Raw genomic sequence first — 16,690 nt, forward strand, 5'->3', positions numbered from 1 at the left:
CCCACGGTGCGGCCGGTAGCCGGGCTACCGGCAGGATCTGAGGTGGCGGACGACGGCGGTCAGGCGCCTGCAACCAGCGTTCCGAGGGCCGTGCGTTGGTGGGTGACCGAACGGCCTGTGCGGGTCGTCGTCGCCATGCCTGCCGATCTGAGCGCCGCCGCGTGGGACGAGGCCGTCGCGTTGCTCACGTGGAGGGCGCGCGCCAGGGACGTCGTGGTGTGAGGCTCGGCGAGGAGGCGCAGGGCGTCCAGCCGGGTGCGGCCCAGGACGGCGGCCAGGGTCTCGGCGGGGGCGACCGGGCGCCCCGCAGTGGGCGGGAGCCCGGGACCGGCTGGGTACGTCAGGACTACGGGACGGCCCGGGTTGTCGTGAAGCAGGGGGCCCGAGGGGTGGTGGAAGGTGGGCAGCAGAACCAGGCCGCGCCCGTCGAGGCAGACGTCGCGGTCCGGCGCTGCGCCGGGCCATTCCCACACACCCCCATGGAGCCGGCCGGCCGGGGCCAGGCCGGTCAGCGTGGCGGCCGCGCCGTGCTCGGCGACCGTCAGGGCGTAGCGGGTGAACTCCTCACGGTGCAGATCCTGTACGACGGACCAGACCGGGGCGAGGACCGTCTCGTACGCAGCCTGCTGGGCACGGTGCAGGGTGCGCCAGGCCGTCCCGTCGCCCGCGTGCAGGCCGCGGATCCAGCGAGGGGCGGGCACCGCCCCGTAGACCCGCTCCAGCTCGGAGCGGACGAGACACGGGCTGGTCGAGCGGATCTGTTCGAAGCCGTCGCCCATGGTGTCACCGAGGACGTCGAGGAACGAGGGCGGGCGTCCCGCCGGAACCAGGTCCGCGAGCGGGTCGGTTGCGGCCGGAAGAGAGCGCAGGACACGGCCGCGCCACGGCGCGAACAGAGGCCCGCCGCGCCGGGTCACGGCCGTCGTCAGGGCGGCGTGCAGCTCCTGGAGCGGCGCCGGGCGGGGTGCGAAGCGGATCCGGGCGAAATCCTGCGCGGTGAAGTGGATTCTCAGCACCCGCACACCTCCTTGTCCTGGGCCAGCCTTTCGGCCAGGACCTGAACGTTCGCATCGTGGCGGCCCCCGCCCCAAGGATGTTCGTATGACTTCTCGACGCACTCTTTTGAAAGGCACCCTATGCGGGAGTGCCGCCGCCCTGCTGCCCACGGCTGCGTCCGCCACCGGTGGTGGCCCGACCCTCCGGCTGCCCGCGCCCGCCGGCCCGTACCCCGTAGGCATGCAGACGGTCCATCTGACGGACCCGGCCCGTACCGACCCGTGGGTGGGCGGCGTGCGGGAGGTGATGCTGACCGTCCTGTACCCGGCGCGATCGGTGCGCGGTCTCTCCCGTGCGCCGCAGCTCACCCCGGACGAGGCTGCGGTGTTCGCCGAGTACGCGCCACACGTCCATCCGGGACTGCCAGAGCCGGGAGCGGTGGACTGGGGCGCGGTCCTCACCCACGCGTACGTGGGCGCCCCGCCGCTGCCCGGGCGGCGGCCGGTACTGGTGTACTCACCCGGCGCCGGTGACTCCCGCACGCTGGGCACCACCCTCGCCGAGGACCTGGCGAGCCACGGCCGAGTGGTCGTCCTCGTCGACCACCCCGGTGACGCTTCTCAGGTGGAACTGCCGACCGGGATGCGGACGACCGTCCTGATCGGACCGCCGGACCCGGCGACCTTCCGCACGATGGTGGATACCAGGATCGCGGACCTCCGCCTGGTCATGGACCGGCTCGGCGACCTGCCGCTCGCACCGGTTGTGGACCTCTGCCGGATCGGGTTGTACGGGCACTCCGCGGGCGGCACGGCGGCGGTGTACGCGGCCCGTGGCGACCGCCGGGTCGGCGCGGTGGCGAACCTGGAGGGCTACCTCGACCTGTACCCGACGCCGGTCGGCTCCGACCGGCCGCTGCTGTTGTTCCGCACCGACGGATTCGACGGCGCCGCCCGTCTCGAGTCCTCCTGGGCGGGCCTTCCGGGCCGCCGCGTGCTGCTCGCCGCCGCGAACCACTGGGCGTTCACCGATTACGGCTCACTCGTCGCACAGCTCCGGACCGCCGGCCTTGTGACAGCGACAACGCGGGCCGCGCTCATCGGCACCGGCGACCCGGTTGCGAGCCTGGCTGAGGTACGGCGCCGGGTGGGGACCTTCTTCGCCCGGCACCTGTTGTAGCGGGACCATGAGGGGCGGCCCGTGCCTGTTGCGGCCGCGCAAGGGGGCGTCGGGGGCTCCGGGGGCTCCGGGGGCTCCGGGGTGGAAGCCTGGCCCCTACTCCCCCGGCTTCCCCATTCCCACAGCCGTCTGCGGCGCCTCGCTCACCGATTCACGAGACCGGCCGCCCGTCCCGCGTCCCTCCGGGTCCTGATCGTCAGCGGATCACTGGCCCACTCGTCCGTCGATCCTCTCGCGCAAGAGGTCGGCGTGGCCGCAGTGCCTCGCGTACTCGGTGATCTGCATGATCAGGATCTCGCGCAGCGGCGCCTGCCCGGTCCGTGTGCCGAGGTCGGCGAAGCGGGCGATGAACCGGTCGGTCGCCTCGCTCTCGACCCGCCACTGCCCCCAGGCGTCGTCCACGACCGCCGGGTCGGCGACCGCCCCGTTCCAGTCGCCGTCGCGGTCTTCGGCGGTGCGGTAGATCCTGGGCGCGTCCTCCCCCGCCAGCCGGCGGAAATGCCGCTCGTCCTCGGCCATGTGCCGCACCAACCCCAGCATGGACATCGTGGACGGCGGTACGGAGCGCCGGGCCATCTGTTCGGCATCCAGGCCCGCACACTTCATCTCGATGGTCAGTCGGAAGTGGCGCAGGCTCTCCAGCAACGTGCCGCGCTCGTCGACCGTCTCGTCCCCGCTCTCACGCGGGTCGTCATCGGGGTCGACCCACATGTCCGGGTAGATGGTGGACGGAGACCACCGCGTCACCACTGCCTTGTCGTCATGTTCGCCTGAGTCCATGATCGCATCGTGGTGCACATCGACCCCGTCCACCACTGGATATCGCAGCACGCGAGCGGCCCAGGCGGTGCATGGGCCGTCGACGTCCTCCTCGCGCCGTTCCCGGTCCGTGAGCCCGACCTGCGGTGCCGGCCGGTGCTGATCCGCGAGGAGCAGGTGCCGGCCGTGCCCGCCGGCCATGTGCTCGCCCGCCGGGCATCGGTCACGCAGGAGGCCCTCGCGGACGTGCCGGTACTGCGCACCGCACCCCGGCCGCAATGCCCGATTACCGGGACCGCGAGCTGGTGCCGCCGGTGACCTTCGGCCCGAGTGGGGCGACCCGTTCTCAGCATGACGAGGCCGCTGCCGGCTGTCGTGGCGGACCAGGCATCCGGAGTATCGGCAGGCCTGTGCTCAGGCGGGCCGGGTGGGGGCACGTAGTTCGATCGTGTAGCCGCCCTGTGGGGTGGGTTCGGCGGTGAGCGTGCCGTGGAGCAGTTCGGCGCGTTCTTTCAGGCCGATGAGGCCGTGGCGCGCGCTGGGCAGGGCAACGGTCGAGCGGGTGGGGGCGGTGTTGGTGACGGTGACGCCGAAGTGGTGCGCGTCGTGCCACAGACGTACGTCGGCGCGGGCGCCGGGGGCGTGTTTGCGCACGTTGGTGAGGGCTTCTTGGACCGTGCGGTAGATGGTGCGCTGGGCGGTGGTGCTGATGCCGGGAGGGAGCCCTCCGGTCAGGGTGATCTCGATGCCGCTGTTGGCGATGAGCTGCTGGAGGTCGGCGAGGGTGGGTTGGGGGGTGAGTTCGGTTGCCTTGCCGCCGGAGGCGCGCAGCAGGGTGACCATGTGGCGGAGTTCGTCGAGGGTGTTGGCACTCAGGGTGCGGATGGTGCGGGCGGCCTCACGGGCGTCGGGGTCCTTGGCGGCGACCTGGAGGGCTCCGGCCTGGACGGCGATGAGGCTGACCTGGTGGGATACGACGTCGTGCATCTCGCGGGCCAGCTGGGCCCGTTCACGGGCGAGGACCGTCTGGGCGTACAGGACGCGTTCGTGTTCCCGGGCCTCCTTGACCTCGACGAGCTGGCGGGCCACGTCGCGCCTGGCCTGCACGAGTTGGCCGAAGAGGACGGGAGCGACGGCTGTGGCCAGCGTGTAGACGAACTGGACGAGCGTCCAGGTCCGGTCGCCGGTGAGCGTGTGGGACAGGGGCCAGGCGAGGGTGTCCGCGGCCGCGTTCAGCAGGGCGCAGCCGGCCAGCAGGGGGCGGTTGCGGGTGGACGCGGCCAGTGTGTACAGGGCTGCGATCGGGGCGACCGCCACGTCCATGAACAGGGTCATGGGAAGGGTGAGCAGGAAGACGGCCAGCGGGAAGCGCCTGCGCAGGAACAGTCCGGCCGCGCCCACGGCGGCGCAGGTCCACATCAGCGGGGTCGCATCGCCGAAGAGGTTGATCCATGCGTCGAGCGCGGCCAGTGCGACGAGGCCCGCGTCGACGGCCCAGGGCGGCACGCGCCGCCACAGTGTCCTCCGGCCCGTGCTCATCGGCCGTCGCCCCGGGTCGTGTCGTCGTCGTTGTGGGTCAGCAGTCCGGCCCGCTCGGCGAGGAGTGCGGCTTGGACGCGGCTGGTGACCCGCAGTTTGGTCAGGATGGAGCTGACGTGGTCCTTGACGGTGCCCTGGCTCAGGTGGATGCGGGTGCCGATGTCGGCGTTGGAGAGTCCGTCGGCGATCAGGACGAGGACGTCGCGTTCCCGGTCGCTGAGGAGGCCGACGCGTGCGGCGTCCGCGTCCTGATGTGCTCCGGCCCCCGGGTGGCTGCGGAGCAGGGCGCGTGATGCCTTCGGCGACATGACGACGCCGCCCGCGGCCAGGGTGCGCACCAGTTGGGCGAGCTGTTCGGGCTCGGTGTCCTTGAGCAGGAAGCCGGAGGCTCCCGAGCGCAGTGCGGTCAGGATGTACTCGTCGGTGTCGAAGGTGGTCAGCATGGCGACGTGCGGCGGTTCGGGCAGTTCCTGGATCTGCCGCAGCACGGTCAGGCCGTCCACGTCCGGCATCCGGATGTCGAGGAGAACGACGTCCGGCAGCTCGCGCCGGATCACGTCGACGGCCTGCGCCCCCTCCGCGGTCGCCACGACCTCGATGCCGTCGGACGCGTTCAGGATCATCTGGAAACCGGACCGCACCAGGGCCTCGTCGTCCACCACCACTACCCGGATCACCGGCGTTCCGCCTCACACTCTCGTCTGCGCTGTCCCGCTTCTGGGCGACCCGTACACCCGTACACCCGTACACCCGGGCGCTCCGCGCGCTCGTACGGCGCTCGCCTGACGTCGACCGTACGTCGGGCAGGGTACGTGGTGGCGTGATCACCCCTGCACCGTGGACACCTGGCGGGTCGGCTCCAGCCGTTCGGGGGGTGCGCTCCGGCCGGTCGGCGGGGGCGTCACCGAAGCCTGCCGGATGGTCCACCTCCCTGCAGCACCGGGAGGTTCTTCGTATGACACAGATACAGCCGTCGCAGGAGACATCGGCTCCGCAGGAGAACTCGCCCCCACGGCACGCAGCCTCGCCCGAGCCTGCCGGGAGGACCCCGGGCGACCCCTCGTTGGGACGCCTGGTCGGGGTGGATCTGGCCCGTGCGCTGGCCGTGTTCGGCATGTACATCGTTCACATCGGCCCGGTCCTGTCGGCGACGTCCGGTCTCGGCACCTGGGCCCGGTACCTGGCCGACGGACACTCGTCGGTCCTGTTCGCCACCCTCGCAGGGTTCTCGCTGATGCTGATCGCCGGCCGCCGTGAGCCGAAGACCGGCCTGGCCGGCCGGCAGGCGAAGGCCCGGATCGCGATCCGGGCCGTGATCCTGCTGGCGCTGGGCACCGTGCTGGCGATGGAGTACGGGGGTGTGATCATCCTCGGCTTCTACGGTGTCTACTTCCTTCTCGCCCTGCCCCTGCTGCGGCTGTCCGCCAGGACACTGGCGGTCATCGCCGCGGGGCTCGCCCTCGTCACGCCGCAGCTGGCGTTCGTCCTGAACTCGCTGCTCAGCGAGTCCCTCCAGCAGAGCATCAACGCCTACGACCCGCTCAAGAAGCTCAGCGAGGTGGGTGTGCTCGACCTGCTGCTGACCGGCTTCTACCCGACGATCACGTGGATGTCGTTCGTGGTCGCCGGCATGGCGCTGGCCCGCCTCGACCTGTCGACCGTCGCCGTCCAGCGGCGCCTGGCCGCGCTCGGTGCCGCCCTGACCGTGGGCGCGTACGGGCTGTCCCTGCTCCTGGCGGGCAAGGACGCGCTGCGGAGCAGGGCAGAGAGCGGGAAGTCGTCCGCCGGGTCCGAGGAGGCGTCCTCCTTCGGCAGCGGGTCCTTCGAGACCCCGCAGTCGGCCTCGGAACTGCTGTCCGCCGGGCCGCACAGCGGCACCACGTTCGACATCATCGGCAGCGTGGGCGTCGCCGTACTCGTAGTCGTGGGCGCGACGGTGCTGCTGGCCCGCCTGCCGCGCCTGCGCCGACTGGCGAAGCCGGTCATCGCCGTGGGCACCATGTCCCTGACGGCCTATGTCGGCCATTTCCTCGTGCAGACCGCGGTGGGCATACCGGCCGGCGAAAGCACACAGGTGTCATGGGTTCCCGTACTCGCGCTCATCCTCGGAGCGATCGTGTTCGCCGCCGTCTGGTCCCGCTTCTTCCGTCGCGGACCGCTGGAGGCGTTGCTCAACGCCGCCACCAAACCGGCGAAGTACATCCGATGATGCCGGGCCGGGCGGTCGGCCTTCATGACCCGCCCCGGCTCCAACGGCCCTCGCGGCCCGCAACCCACTCCGCCGACCACCGGCAGCACTCCCGCCGACGCGCTGGACTGCCGGTCACCCGGAAACAGTGCTGCGGTTCTCCCTGGCGGCGGCCGGCCCTCGACGAGGACCAGATCTGCCGACCTGTGCCGGTGCGGCGCGCGACGCGGGTCGGGGAGCCACAAAATTTCTTTCCCACATGGTCTGCCGACCACCGCGTCAGCGGCGGCGGGCATCGGCCCGCGCGGGGCCGTGGCGCTCGGCTCAGCGGGCCGGCTCGACGGCCGTCGCGGCGAGGGGGTGCACCACGGCATCGCGGAGGTCAGGGCTGACGACGGCCAGACAGAGTCCGCTCGCCACCAGGGCCATGCCGAGGAACTCCCAGAGCGACGCGCTCCGGCTCCGCCCGGCGTTCCCCTGACCCCCTGCTCCGGCCGGCGGCCGGCCGGAAGTGTTGGGTTCCCGCTCCTGCGCACGCTGTGTCATGCCACCAACCTGGGAGCCCAGGCCGTCCGTCGGCCATCCGGCGATCGTCGCGTACACCCCCGCCAAGTGGCTGGAACCCTCTCATGACCGCCGTTCGGGCAGCGCTCGGCACGGATGGCTCCGGCGTCGAAGAAGCGGCTGTTCCTCCAGCCCGGGCCGCCACCCCCGTGCGGCACGGCGCGCGGTGGGCACCGGAGTCCTGGACGCCTGCTCTCCGCTCCGCCGTGAGGGGCGTAGGTCAGTGCGGGCCGCGGCGAAAAATCGTATGACGTGCGGGGGTTGCGCTGTCCGGTGCGGCGGATGCTCCGTGCTGCTGATTGTCCGCGCGTTCCGGGCTGTGTTCCAGGTCAGACGGGGTGTTCAGGAGTCATGCTCACCGGGGGCAGCGCGACCGTACCTGAAGGAGCATCATGCGTTCTGAGAGTAGACCGGGTTCGTTTCTGGGGCCGTTGCCCCGGCGAGAGGCGTGGAGGGTGGGCGGCAGTGTCGCTTCGCTCGCGCTGGTGATGGTGGCTGGTGTTGCCGGCCCGGCGGTGGCTTCTGCCGGCCGTGGTGTCCTCGTGCCGGCGGCCGTGGCGGATCCGGGTAGCGATCCGGACCGGTGCTGGTACGACTACCACCCGGATCACTGTCCGCCCGGAGGCCCTGGTGGTCCGGATGGGCCGGCGGGTCCCGCGGGACCTACCGGTCCCACGGGTCCGCAGGGCATTCCCGGGCCTGCTGGCCCGCAGGGCCCGCAGGGTGTCCCCGGGCCCACGGGAGCGACGGGCCCGCAGGGACTGCCTGGCACGCCGGGCGGTCCTCCCGGCCCGGCAGGTCCGCAGGGTGATACGGGTCCGGCTGGGCCTGCCGGTCCGGCGGGTCCCCAGGGGCCCACCGGCACCGGAGCAACTGGCCCCACTGGCCCCACCGGTCCGCCCGGTCCTGCGGGCCCCGGGGGCACGGGCAGCGTGGGCCCGGCCGGCGCGACGGGCGCGACGGGGGCCACCGGCGCGACGGGCGCGACCGGCGCCACCGGCGCCACCGGCCCATCCATTCCGTGCACCGACGTCGCCGCCTCCAGCCCCAGTGATTCCCAGCAGCTCAAGGCGGTCCTCGTCGATGGCGAGGCGTGGGTCGGCATCCGGCCCTTCCCGCCGGTTGCTGGCTACGCGTGGCAGAACCTCACGGACAACCTCAACTTCCCCCCCGGAGCGTGCGGCATCTCGGTCACCGGCCAGCTGGGGGTCGTGACCGTCGAAACAGTCGCCCCCGACAAGACCGTCTGGGAGACCACCTGCACCGTGCAAAGTGACCAGACGCTCCTGTGCGATAACCCCTGGAGCCCGGTGAACCCGCTGGCGGAAACCCCTCCCACTGCACGCAGCATGTCCGGTACCGGGCGGATCGACCCCAACCACCTGTCGAAGACCATGAAGTAGCAGGGGCACCAGGCCGAGGTCGAAGGCGAGTCGCAGACGGCCTGACCCTCGAGCTGCACAGCCCCTACCAGGGCCACCACCCCGACGCCCGCCCCTACCGCACTCCGGTGGGGGGCGGGCGTCCGCGTACAGAGCCGCAGCCGCGCCGGACGGCATTCAGAAGTACCCCGAACTCACCTTTGGGTGAGAACGAGTCCTGCGAACTGAACCACCATCTCGCGATCTCCGTGCGACGCTTCTCGATCAGGGAGCGTCCGTGTTCCTGCAGCGCCGGACCGCGTATCCGGCGTGGCCAAGGGTGGGATGGTCTGGATGGTCTTCGGTACGGCTGGCTCCCGTAGGCAACGCGGCCCTCGACTGTGGCGTACGGCGCTGGCCGTGCCCGACGCGGTACGACCATGGCGGAGCAGAGGGCGCAGTCGTGTCGCTGGCTGTGACGGCCTTCCGTGGAGGCATGAGGCGGCGGTAAGTGGACAGCCGCCGGGTATGACACGCACAGCGAAACCCGCGCGCGGTGAGTCCCGCGAGTCGAATGGCGGGGCCGGCGGGGGCGACAGGGCGGGTCCCGAGCAGGTTGATGAGCGGCCTGCAGATCAGCTCTCGGAAAGACCCGAGCGGTCCTGGGTCCTGGATGGTGGTGCTGCGGGGCACGCTGGAGGAGTTCAACGACGGGCGGTCTGGCCCGGCACGTCGGCGCCGCTCTTGACGCGGAGATGTGCCGCGGGCGGGCAAGGGGCACAGCATGGGAATCCTGACAACGCTACGCAACGGAGATCATCGACTGACCCGGCGGGTGGCCGCCTGGGACTCCGACTGGGCCCGTCAGCTCCTGCCGCCGGTCGAGGAAGCGGCCGAGCACACGAAGCTCTGGTGGGCAGCCGCCGTGGCCATGGGCTTCGGCGGGGGCCTGCGGGGCCGCGCAGCCGCGGCCGCCGGGATCACGGCGATGGGTGTGGCGGAACTGCTCTCCAACGGGGTGGCGAAACGGCTCGTCGAGCGGCGTCGGCCCCCGAAGGAATGGATCCCGCACGACGAGGTCGAGGACCGGCCCGACAGCTCCTCTTTCCCCTCCGGGCACACCGCTGCCGCCGCGGCGTTCACCGCAGCGGTCGCGCCTTCCTGGCCATGGGCGGGTGCCGCCTGCGCAGTACCGACTGTGATGGTGGCCCTGCAACGGGTCCACAGCGGTGCGCACTACCCCTCCGACGTCGCAGCCGGCGCCGCGATCGGCCTGGCAGCAGCCGCGCTGGTCAGGGCAACGCCCCGCCTGCTCATGTGTGCCTGGAGATGAGATGAGTCGCGGGCGCGTGACCGGCTGCACGCGGGGTAAGCGCGCGATGAAGCTGTGGGCACGGTTCACGAGGCAGGGCGCCAAGCCGACTCCGGCAAGCGCAACGCGGTTGCCCTCGTGCGTGACATCACAGATGAGAATCCAAGGCCGTTTACCGGTGGGGCACTGCCCCGTATGACACCCATGGCGGACAACGTGCCGTGTCGGACCGAGCATGCGGAGAAGGTGAAGAGTGGATGAGCGCCATTGGACGGCACCCGAATCACAGTTCCGACGAATCGGTGGGCGACCTCGTCTCGCGGGCGTCCCAGCAGATTTCTGAGCTGGTTCGCGAGGAGATGCAGCTGGCCCGGGCGGAGATGATGCAGAAGGGCAAACGCTTCGGTGTGGGCGGCGGCCTGTTCGGCGGGGCCGGCCTGGTCGGCATCCTGGCCGCACAGGCGCTGGTCGCGGCTGTGATCGCGGCCCTCGCTCTGCTCCTCCCTCTCTGGGCCTCGGCTCTGATCGTCGCCGTCCTTCTCGGGGCCGTCGCGGCAGTGATGGCGGCCGCCGGGAAGAAGCAGATCGCCAAGGCCGGCACTCCCGCACCCGAGCTGGCCATCGACAGCGTCAAGGCCGACGTGGCCCAGATCAAGGAGGCAGCACACCGATGAGCACCCCTTCCCAGGGCGGCAAGGAATCCGCGCCCACTCCAGAGGAACTCCGCGAGCAGGTCGAGCACACCCGTGACGAGCTCGGCCAGACCGTGGAGGCGCTGGCGGCCAAGGCGGACGTCAAGGCGCAGGCCGCGGAGAAGGCGGCCGAGATGAAGGAGCAGGCCGCGGAGAAGGCTGCCGAGATGAAGGAGCAGGCCGCCGAGAAGGCTGCCGAGATCAAAGAGCACGCCGCCGAGAAGGCAACCGTCGTGACCGCAGCGCTTCGGGAGAAGGCAGGACAGGCCGCACAGCTCGTCAAGGACAAGACCCCCGACCCGGTCCTGGACAAGGCGGCCCACGCCGCAGCGCACGTACGCGACACCGCGACGCGCGCCGGGCACCTCGCCGCCGAGAAGGCCCCGGATCCGGTCCGCGAGAAGGCCGAGTCGGCCGCGACCATGGCAAAGGCCAACCGCACCCCCCTCCTTGCCGCGGCCGCCGCGTTCATCGTCTTCCTGCTCCTGCGCCGCAGCCGGAGGTGCCGGTGACAGCATCCAAGACCCTCTATAGGCCTGTCGGCCCGGCGCTCGGCGGACGGAACAGGTGACCGCCGGCGCGGCCGTCAAACAAGCCTCGGGGTGACCGGACACGCCGAGGACGCCACCGGCCGGCACCGCACCTGGCGGAAGTGCTGATCACCGCAGCCCTGCAAAGCGCGCTTTTGCCGTCGTCAGGGCCCCGTCGAACGCGCAGGAGCCGCTGCCGGCCCCGCGCCTGACTGCCCCTTGCCCGCGCCAAGCCCGCGCCAGCAGGGCACCCCGCACCGTTCCTACCGTGCCCCTCCCCCACTCCTCTCGCGGCACTGCAAGGGAAGCGCGCTGCCCTTCACGCCTGACCGGCGTCTCCTTCGGTTGCCTCGACGGCTACGGCCGAGCCCCGTGCCAGGGCGCCGGCGCGGGCGGCGGCGAGCGTGATCCGCACGGCCTGCTCGGCGGTACCTTCCTCGACCGGATCGGCACTGACCAGCAACCGGAAGTAGATCGGGGCGGCCAGCGTTTTGATCAGCTCGACCGGATCGGTGTCGGTCGGGAGTTCGCCCCGCTCGATGGCGCGCTCGATCACCGGCTTGGCTCGCCGGAACCGGTCGGCGAAGATCTGCCGCTTCGCCTCGGCGACTTCCGGCAGCCGGCCGGCGTCGGAAAACATCGCGGTCTGCACCGCCCTGCCCACCGGGTCGGTCATGCTCTGCACGAGCGCCCGCGCGAGGGCTTGCAGGTCGGTCTCGACGGCGCCGGTGTCCGGAATGGGGATGTCGGTGGCGAAGTGCTCGGCCAGCGCGTCAACGACCAGGCTCGCGCGGTCCTTCCAGCGCCGGTAGAGCGTCGTCTTGTGTACCCCGGCCCGCTGGGCCACACCCTCGATGGTCAGCTCGGCATAGCCCCGGTCCAGCAGCTCGGCGAGGGTGGCGGCGCGCACCGCCGCCTGTGCCTTGCGGCCGCGCCCGACGGGACGGGCGGGTTCGGGGGGACTCAACTCCATTGCAACTCCTAGTTGCGTTAGCGGCTATCCGATGCCAGGATTCCAGCCTATCGCAACTTGAAGTTGCATTACGTGGGATCCTGCCCCGCCGTGCGCCGGACGCCCTAACGAGGAGAAGGAAGACCATGCCCAACGCTTCCCGTACGTGGACCCCCGACTCGATCCCCGACCAGTCCGGCCGCCTGGCGGTGGTGACCGGAGCCAACAGCGGCATCGGCCAGGTCACAGCGCAGGCGCTCGCTCGCCGGGGCGCCCATGTCGTGCTGGCCTGCCGCAGTCCCCAACGGGGACAGGCCGCCCTGGACCGGCTGCTGGCCCACGTACCCGGAGCCCACGCCGAGGTACGCCTCCTGGACCTGGCCGAGCTCGCCTCCGTACGCGCCTTCGCCGACGGCTGGGACCATGGCCGGCTCGATCTGCTGGTCAACAACGCCGGAGTGGCCATGGTGCCGTTCGCCCGGACCGCCGACGGCTTCGAGTCGCAGTTCGGGATCAACCACCTCGGCACCTTCGCCCTGACCGGGCTGATGCTGCCCCATCTGCTCGCCTCGCCCGATCCCCGGGTGGTCACCGTCAGCAGCGAAGGCCAGCGGTTCGCCCGCTTCGACCTGCACAACCTCAATGCCGAACGCCGCTATCACGCGATGTTCGCCTACCTGCAGTCCAAGCGCGCCAACCTCTACTTCGCCGCCGAACTGCAACGCCGCGCCGACGCGGCCGGCCTGAGGCTGCGCAGCACGGCTGTCGCCCCCGGCCTCACCCGCACCAACGTTCTCACCGGCGGCGCCAACGGCGACCGCAGTCGAGTCTATGGAGCATTGACCCGGCTGCTGCTCCGCGTCGCCTTCCGCCCCACCCCCGAAGGCGCCAAGACCTCCCTGTACGCCGCGACCGTCCCGGACCTGCCGGGCGGGGCGTATGTCGTGCCCGACGGGCCGCTGCAGCTACGCGGCGAGCCCGTCCTGCGCGACCGGGAGCACGCCATCCGTGACCTCGACACCGCGCGCCTGCTGTGGGAACTGTCCGAGAAGCTCACCGGCGTTCCCTTCCGGCTGTCCGACGATGCCGCACGCCCCGCTCCTGAGTCCCACTGACTGGCCAAGGCCAGATCACCGGGCGCGGCGGACTCTCATGCACCGGCGGCCTCGGTCGCCGGCGGAGCGGCTGATGGCCGCGGGCGGCATCCTTCCTTTGGGATGCCGCCCGCGGGCTGTCCAACCTCGCGCGCCATGAGTGCGGTTCAGCTCGCGGGCACGGTGTCCTCGAAGGCGGTGCCGGCTGACCGGTACGACGCGATCTTGGCATTGACCTGGGCGGGGGTCAGCACCTGGTCCTTCACGTGGAGGACGTAGTCGACCTGCTGCTCGTACGCGCGCGGGGTCGTGGACGTCTGGCCGTTGAGGTCGATCAACCACTGGTTGAAGTTGATCGACATGGGGCGTTCGGGGAGGTAGGAGGCGTCGTGGGTGCCGAAGGTCTGGCCGTCGATGTAGTACGTGATGGCGTTGTTGTCGATGGTGAGGACGAGGTCGTGCCAGCCCGCGTAGCTCTGGCGGCTCTCGGTGTGGGCGTTGACCGCCTGCCACGGCTCCGGGTTGTAGGTCTCCCAGGAGGTCGTGTAGAGGATGTTGGACGGCTCGCCCCAGCCGCCGTTGGGAAGGTACTCGAAGTCGTACTCGGCGTAGTCGTCGGCCATGGGGGCCTTGAGGTCGTTGATGGTGAAGAAGGTCTGGACGAGGTGGTCGCCATCGGGGCCGGACCTCGGGGCGTCGCTGAACTTGACGCGCGCGGCGTACGTGCCGTTCTTGAACTTGGTCGATTTGGTGAGGACCTCGGTCTGTTCGGTGCCCGAGGCCGTGCCGTTGGTGGAGGTCTCCAGGCTCATGACGGTGTTGCCGTTGCTGGTGGAGAAGGTGACGTTGGACGGGTCCCAGGTGGCGCCGGGAACGCCGGGGCCGCCGGAGTTGGAGCGTACCGACCAGCCGTTGGCGGAGATCTTCGGATCGGTGTGGGACGTGTACGTGAAGTCGTCCCACAGCGAGCCGGAGCCGCCCGGCGGGGGCGTGGTGGGCGGCGGGGTGGTCGGCGGGTCGGTCGGGGTGTTGCCCGCGGGGGCGGTGCCCCAGACCAGGGTGCCGGCGCGGGTGGCGGTGACCTTGGTGGAGTCGCCGTAGGCGGTCTGGGCGGCGATGAAGGAGTAGTCGTCGCTCTGCCGCAGTGTCTGCCAGGTGGACTGGTGGAAGCGCAGCTGCATGTCGCCGGTGTCGGCACCGGGGGCGAGGGAGCCTGCGCCGGAGGTGAAGCCGATCTCCAGGTAGCGGTCGGCCGTGTCGGTGGGGTTGGCGAGGTTGCCGAAGGTACCGGTGATGTTGGCACAGCCCTTGACCGCCCAGGAACAGGCGAAGCGGTAAGTGGCGCCGGGCGAGTCGGCCTTGAAGTAGTAGCGGAGTTTGACCTCGCTCAACGGCAGTGGGGCGGTGCCCGTGTTCTTCACCTTGAACCAGGGCTCGCTCTGGTCGGCAGTGGCAGCGGTGGCGCTGGTGCGGTACTGCACGGACAGGCTGCTCGCGGCGCTGGCAGTGCCGGGCAGAGCGGCGAGGGTAGCGGCGCCGAGGGCCGTGGCGACGGCCGCCGCGACGGCGGCCCGCAGACGGGTGCGGCGTAGTCCGGCCGTCCGGTTCCCGTTGCCGGTCAAGCCGGTCACGTCGGTCGGGCCGGCCACGTCGGCCACGTCGGTCGGGCCGGTCAGGCCGGTCAGGCCGGTCAGGCCGGTCAGGTCGGTCAGGCCGGTCAGGTCGGGTGAGCTGTTCGAGCTGGTCACGGTGGGGCCTCCGGTATGCGAGGGGGCGTGTCAGGCGAGGGGCGCTGTACGTGCGGGTGTCGCGGACGTCGTCCGCGGCGCGGCCGGCTGGTGGCGGCGGACGCCCAGGGCGTCCAGTCGGGGCAGGTGCGCGTGGAGGCGGGAGGTGAAGTCGGCCCAGCTGGTGGGCCCGCTCCAGGCCCGGTCGGCCAGTGCGCACAGTCGGGGGTAAGCGAGGCGGTCGATGTCGGCGGCGCGGGGGGCGAACTCGGTCCAGATCTGCGCCTGGGTGCCGAGGATCCGTCCGCCGCCGTCGGCGGGGGTCTGCGGCTCGGGGTCTCCGCCGTGCACGGTGCGCAGGTCGACGACGGGGCCCGGCTGTGCGGCCGGCCCGCCGGGAAGGTCGTCCTGCGCGTAGTCCAGGTAGCAGGTGCGGTGGTGGGTGAGGACGACGTCGTGGCCGTGGCGGACCGCTGCGGCGGCGTGCGCGGGGTCGCGCCAGCTCATCACGGTGAAGCCGGGCGGGAGCAAGGCGCCGTCCTCCGCCCAGCCCACGGGGCGGCGGCCGTGTTCCAGCAGATGGGCGCCGGCCCGGCCCAGGAGCCAGCCGTGCAGGGCTGCCGGGGAGGGCAGTCCCTCCGCGGCAGCTCGCGCCCGGGCGCGCGGGCTCTGCTCCCACTCGGTGGTGGGGCACTCATCACCGCCGAGGTGGATGTAGGGAGAGGGGAAGACCTCCATCACCTCGTCCAGGACCGCCCGGAGGAAGTCCAAGACCTCGTCGTGGACGCCGAGCACGGTCTCGCACACGCCCCAGCGGGTCCACACCCCGAGGGTGTGCTCGGGGCGATTGCCGAGGTGCGGGTAGGCGGCGAGGGCGGCGCGGACGTGTCCCGGCATCCCGACCTCCGGGACCACCCGAACGCCGCGCTGCGCCGCGTAGGCGACGAGGTCGGCGAGTTCGGTACGGGTGTACGCGCCCCCGTGCGGCCTGCCGTCGAAGCCGCTGGTGCCGTCGGGGCCGGTCATGGACTGGGCGCGGTGGGCCCCGACGGTGGTCAGGCGGGGATAGGACGCGACGGGCATCCGCCAGCCCTGGTCGTCTGTGAGGTGCAGGTGGAGGACGTTGAGTTTGTGCAGGGCCATGAGGTCGACGTGGCGGCGCAGGGTGGCCGCGTCGTGGAAGTGGCGGGCGACGTCGATCATCAGGCCGCGCCAGGGGTGGTGCGGGATGTCGGTGATCTCGGCGCAGGGCACTTCCCAGCGGTCGCGTCGGACGGCCCGGGCGACCGGCCCCAGCGCCTCGGCCGGCAGGAGTTGCCGGAGCGTCTGGACTCCGCGCAGCAGTCCGGTGGGGTCGGCGGCGCGCAGCATGACGGAGTGTTGGGAGATGGTGAGTGCGTACCCCTCCTCGCCCAGGCCGTGCAGTCCCGCGTCGACGGCCAGGGTGATGGTGCCGGTACGGGAGGGTGCCAGGAAAAGGCCGGTGGAGGGCGTGAGGAGGGTGCGCAGCAGGTCGGCCGCGCCCTCGGCTCCGGGGGTGGTGCGGACGGTGGTGGCGGGGTCGAGGGTGAAGTGGCCGGACCGGGGCGTGTACCGGGTGGGCCGGGGCAGGAGGGCCTCTTCGGGGTGATGTGGGGGCACGGGTGTGCAGCCTTCCGGGAGGGGGCTCACAGAGGGGGTGCAGGGGGGGTGCCGGGGTGGTGCCGGGGTGGTGTCGGGGTGGTGTCGGGCGTGTCCCGAACAGAAGACGGCGTACGGTCCGGCCGGCAGCGTGACGTGCGGGGCGCGCTGGATGTG

General features: G+C 71.7%; 16 protein-coding genes. 8 read left to right on the plus strand and 8 right to left on the minus strand.

Annotated elements, in window-relative coordinates; all coding sequences use genetic code 11:
• Window positions 1-59 precede the first annotated feature (59 nt).
• A complete protein-coding gene (locus AB0D44_RS09330) occupies window positions 60-1,016 on the minus strand; it encodes a winged helix-turn-helix domain-containing protein (protein WP_362586811.1) in 957 nt (318 codons plus the stop codon).
• A 220-nt stretch (window positions 1,017-1,236) separates the two neighbouring features.
• Here AB0D44_RS09330 and AB0D44_RS09335 point away from each other — a divergent pair, with 220 nt between their 5' ends.
• Window positions 1,237-2,175: an acetylhydrolase gene (locus AB0D44_RS09335; protein ID WP_362586814.1), complete on the plus strand. Its 939-nt coding sequence runs from the start codon at window positions 1,237-1,239 to the stop codon at window positions 2,173-2,175.
• 204 nt (window positions 2,176-2,379) lie between these two features.
• Here AB0D44_RS09335 and AB0D44_RS09340 read toward each other — a convergent pair whose 3' ends face one another.
• Window positions 2,380-2,955, minus strand: a complete 576-nt coding sequence (locus AB0D44_RS09340; RefSeq protein ID WP_362586817.1) for a DinB family protein — start codon at window positions 2,953-2,955, stop codon at window positions 2,380-2,382.
• A 9-nt stretch (window positions 2,956-2,964) separates the two neighbouring features.
• Here AB0D44_RS09340 and AB0D44_RS09345 point away from each other — a divergent pair, with 9 nt between their 5' ends.
• On the plus strand, window positions 2,965-3,252 hold the full coding sequence (locus AB0D44_RS09345) for a LysR substrate-binding domain-containing protein (protein ID WP_362586819.1): 288 nt from the start codon (window positions 2,965-2,967) through the stop codon (window positions 3,250-3,252).
• A gap of 96 nt (window positions 3,253-3,348) precedes the next feature.
• On the opposite strand, the gene AB0D44_RS09350 is transcribed toward AB0D44_RS09345, so the two are convergent.
• Window positions 3,349-4,473 carry a histidine kinase gene (locus tag AB0D44_RS09350; RefSeq protein ID WP_362586822.1) on the minus strand — a complete coding sequence of 375 codons (1,125 nt, stop codon included), beginning with the start codon at window positions 4,471-4,473 and terminating at the stop codon, window positions 3,349-3,351.
• Entirely contained in the window at window positions 4,470-5,150 is a 681-nt protein-coding gene (locus tag AB0D44_RS09355) for a response regulator transcription factor (protein WP_362586824.1), read from the minus strand. The genes AB0D44_RS09350 and AB0D44_RS09355 overlap by 4 nt, the downstream gene beginning before the upstream one ends.
• 278 nt (window positions 5,151-5,428) lie before the next feature.
• Here AB0D44_RS09355 and AB0D44_RS09360 point away from each other — a divergent pair, with 278 nt between their 5' ends.
• Entirely contained in the window at window positions 5,429-6,682 is a 1,254-nt protein-coding gene (locus AB0D44_RS09360; RefSeq protein WP_362586826.1) for a DUF418 domain-containing protein, read from the plus strand.
• 303 nt (window positions 6,683-6,985) lie between these two features.
• Here AB0D44_RS09360 and AB0D44_RS09365 read toward each other — a convergent pair whose 3' ends face one another.
• Window positions 6,986-7,207: a hypothetical protein gene (locus AB0D44_RS09365; protein WP_362586829.1), complete on the minus strand. Its 222-nt coding sequence runs from the start codon at window positions 7,205-7,207 to the stop codon at window positions 6,986-6,988.
• Between the two features lie 950 nt (window positions 7,208-8,157).
• Between AB0D44_RS09365 and AB0D44_RS09370 the strand changes: the two genes are divergently transcribed.
• The 4 genes from AB0D44_RS09370 (at window position 8,158) to AB0D44_RS09385 (ending at window position 11,102) form a co-directional block, all read left to right on the plus strand.
• On the plus strand, window positions 8,158-8,628 hold the full coding sequence (locus AB0D44_RS09370; protein WP_362586831.1) for a hypothetical protein: 471 nt from the start codon (window positions 8,158-8,160) through the stop codon (window positions 8,626-8,628).
• A gap of 742 nt (window positions 8,629-9,370) precedes the next feature.
• The gene (locus tag AB0D44_RS09375) at window positions 9,371-9,919 is read left to right on the plus strand and encodes a phosphatase PAP2 family protein (RefSeq protein ID WP_362586834.1); all 549 of its coding nucleotides are present in this window, start codon (window positions 9,371-9,373) and stop codon (window positions 9,917-9,919) included.
• A gap of 236 nt (window positions 9,920-10,155) precedes the next feature.
• On the plus strand, window positions 10,156-10,572 hold the full coding sequence (locus tag AB0D44_RS09380) for a phage holin family protein (RefSeq protein ID WP_362586837.1): 417 nt from the start codon (window positions 10,156-10,158) through the stop codon (window positions 10,570-10,572).
• On the plus strand, window positions 10,569-11,102 hold the full coding sequence (locus AB0D44_RS09385) for a DUF3618 domain-containing protein (RefSeq protein ID WP_362586840.1): 534 nt from the start codon (window positions 10,569-10,571) through the stop codon (window positions 11,100-11,102). Before AB0D44_RS09380 ends, AB0D44_RS09385 begins: the two co-directional genes overlap by 4 nt.
• Before the next feature lie 337 nt (window positions 11,103-11,439).
• On the opposite strand, the gene AB0D44_RS09390 is transcribed toward AB0D44_RS09385, so the two are convergent.
• Complete coding sequence (locus tag AB0D44_RS09390) at window positions 11,440-12,030, minus strand: TetR/AcrR family transcriptional regulator (RefSeq protein WP_362586843.1); 591 nt, start codon at window positions 12,028-12,030, stop codon at window positions 11,440-11,442.
• 188 nt (window positions 12,031-12,218) lie between these two features.
• Between AB0D44_RS09390 and AB0D44_RS09395 the strand changes: the two genes are divergently transcribed.
• Window positions 12,219-13,187, plus strand: coding sequence for an oxidoreductase (locus tag AB0D44_RS09395; protein ID WP_362586845.1), 969 nt, complete (start codon window positions 12,219-12,221; stop codon window positions 13,185-13,187).
• A gap of 146 nt (window positions 13,188-13,333) precedes the next feature.
• Here the strand turns inward: AB0D44_RS09395 and AB0D44_RS09400 are convergent, their stop codons facing one another.
• Together AB0D44_RS09400 and AB0D44_RS09405 are read right to left on the minus strand one after the other, a co-directional pair.
• A complete protein-coding gene (locus AB0D44_RS09400) occupies window positions 13,334-14,743 on the minus strand; it encodes a cellulose binding domain-containing protein (protein ID WP_362586948.1) in 1,410 nt (469 codons plus the stop codon).
• 201 nt (window positions 14,744-14,944) lie between these two features.
• Entirely contained in the window at window positions 14,945-16,534 is a 1,590-nt protein-coding gene (locus tag AB0D44_RS09405; protein WP_362586848.1) for a beta-N-acetylhexosaminidase, read from the minus strand.
• Window positions 16,535-16,690: the final 156 nt, after the last annotated feature.

The sequence above is a fragment of the Streptomyces sp. NPDC048349 genome (genome assembly GCF_040651925.1).
GTDB lineage: Bacteria > Actinomycetota > Actinomycetes > Streptomycetales > Streptomycetaceae > Streptomyces.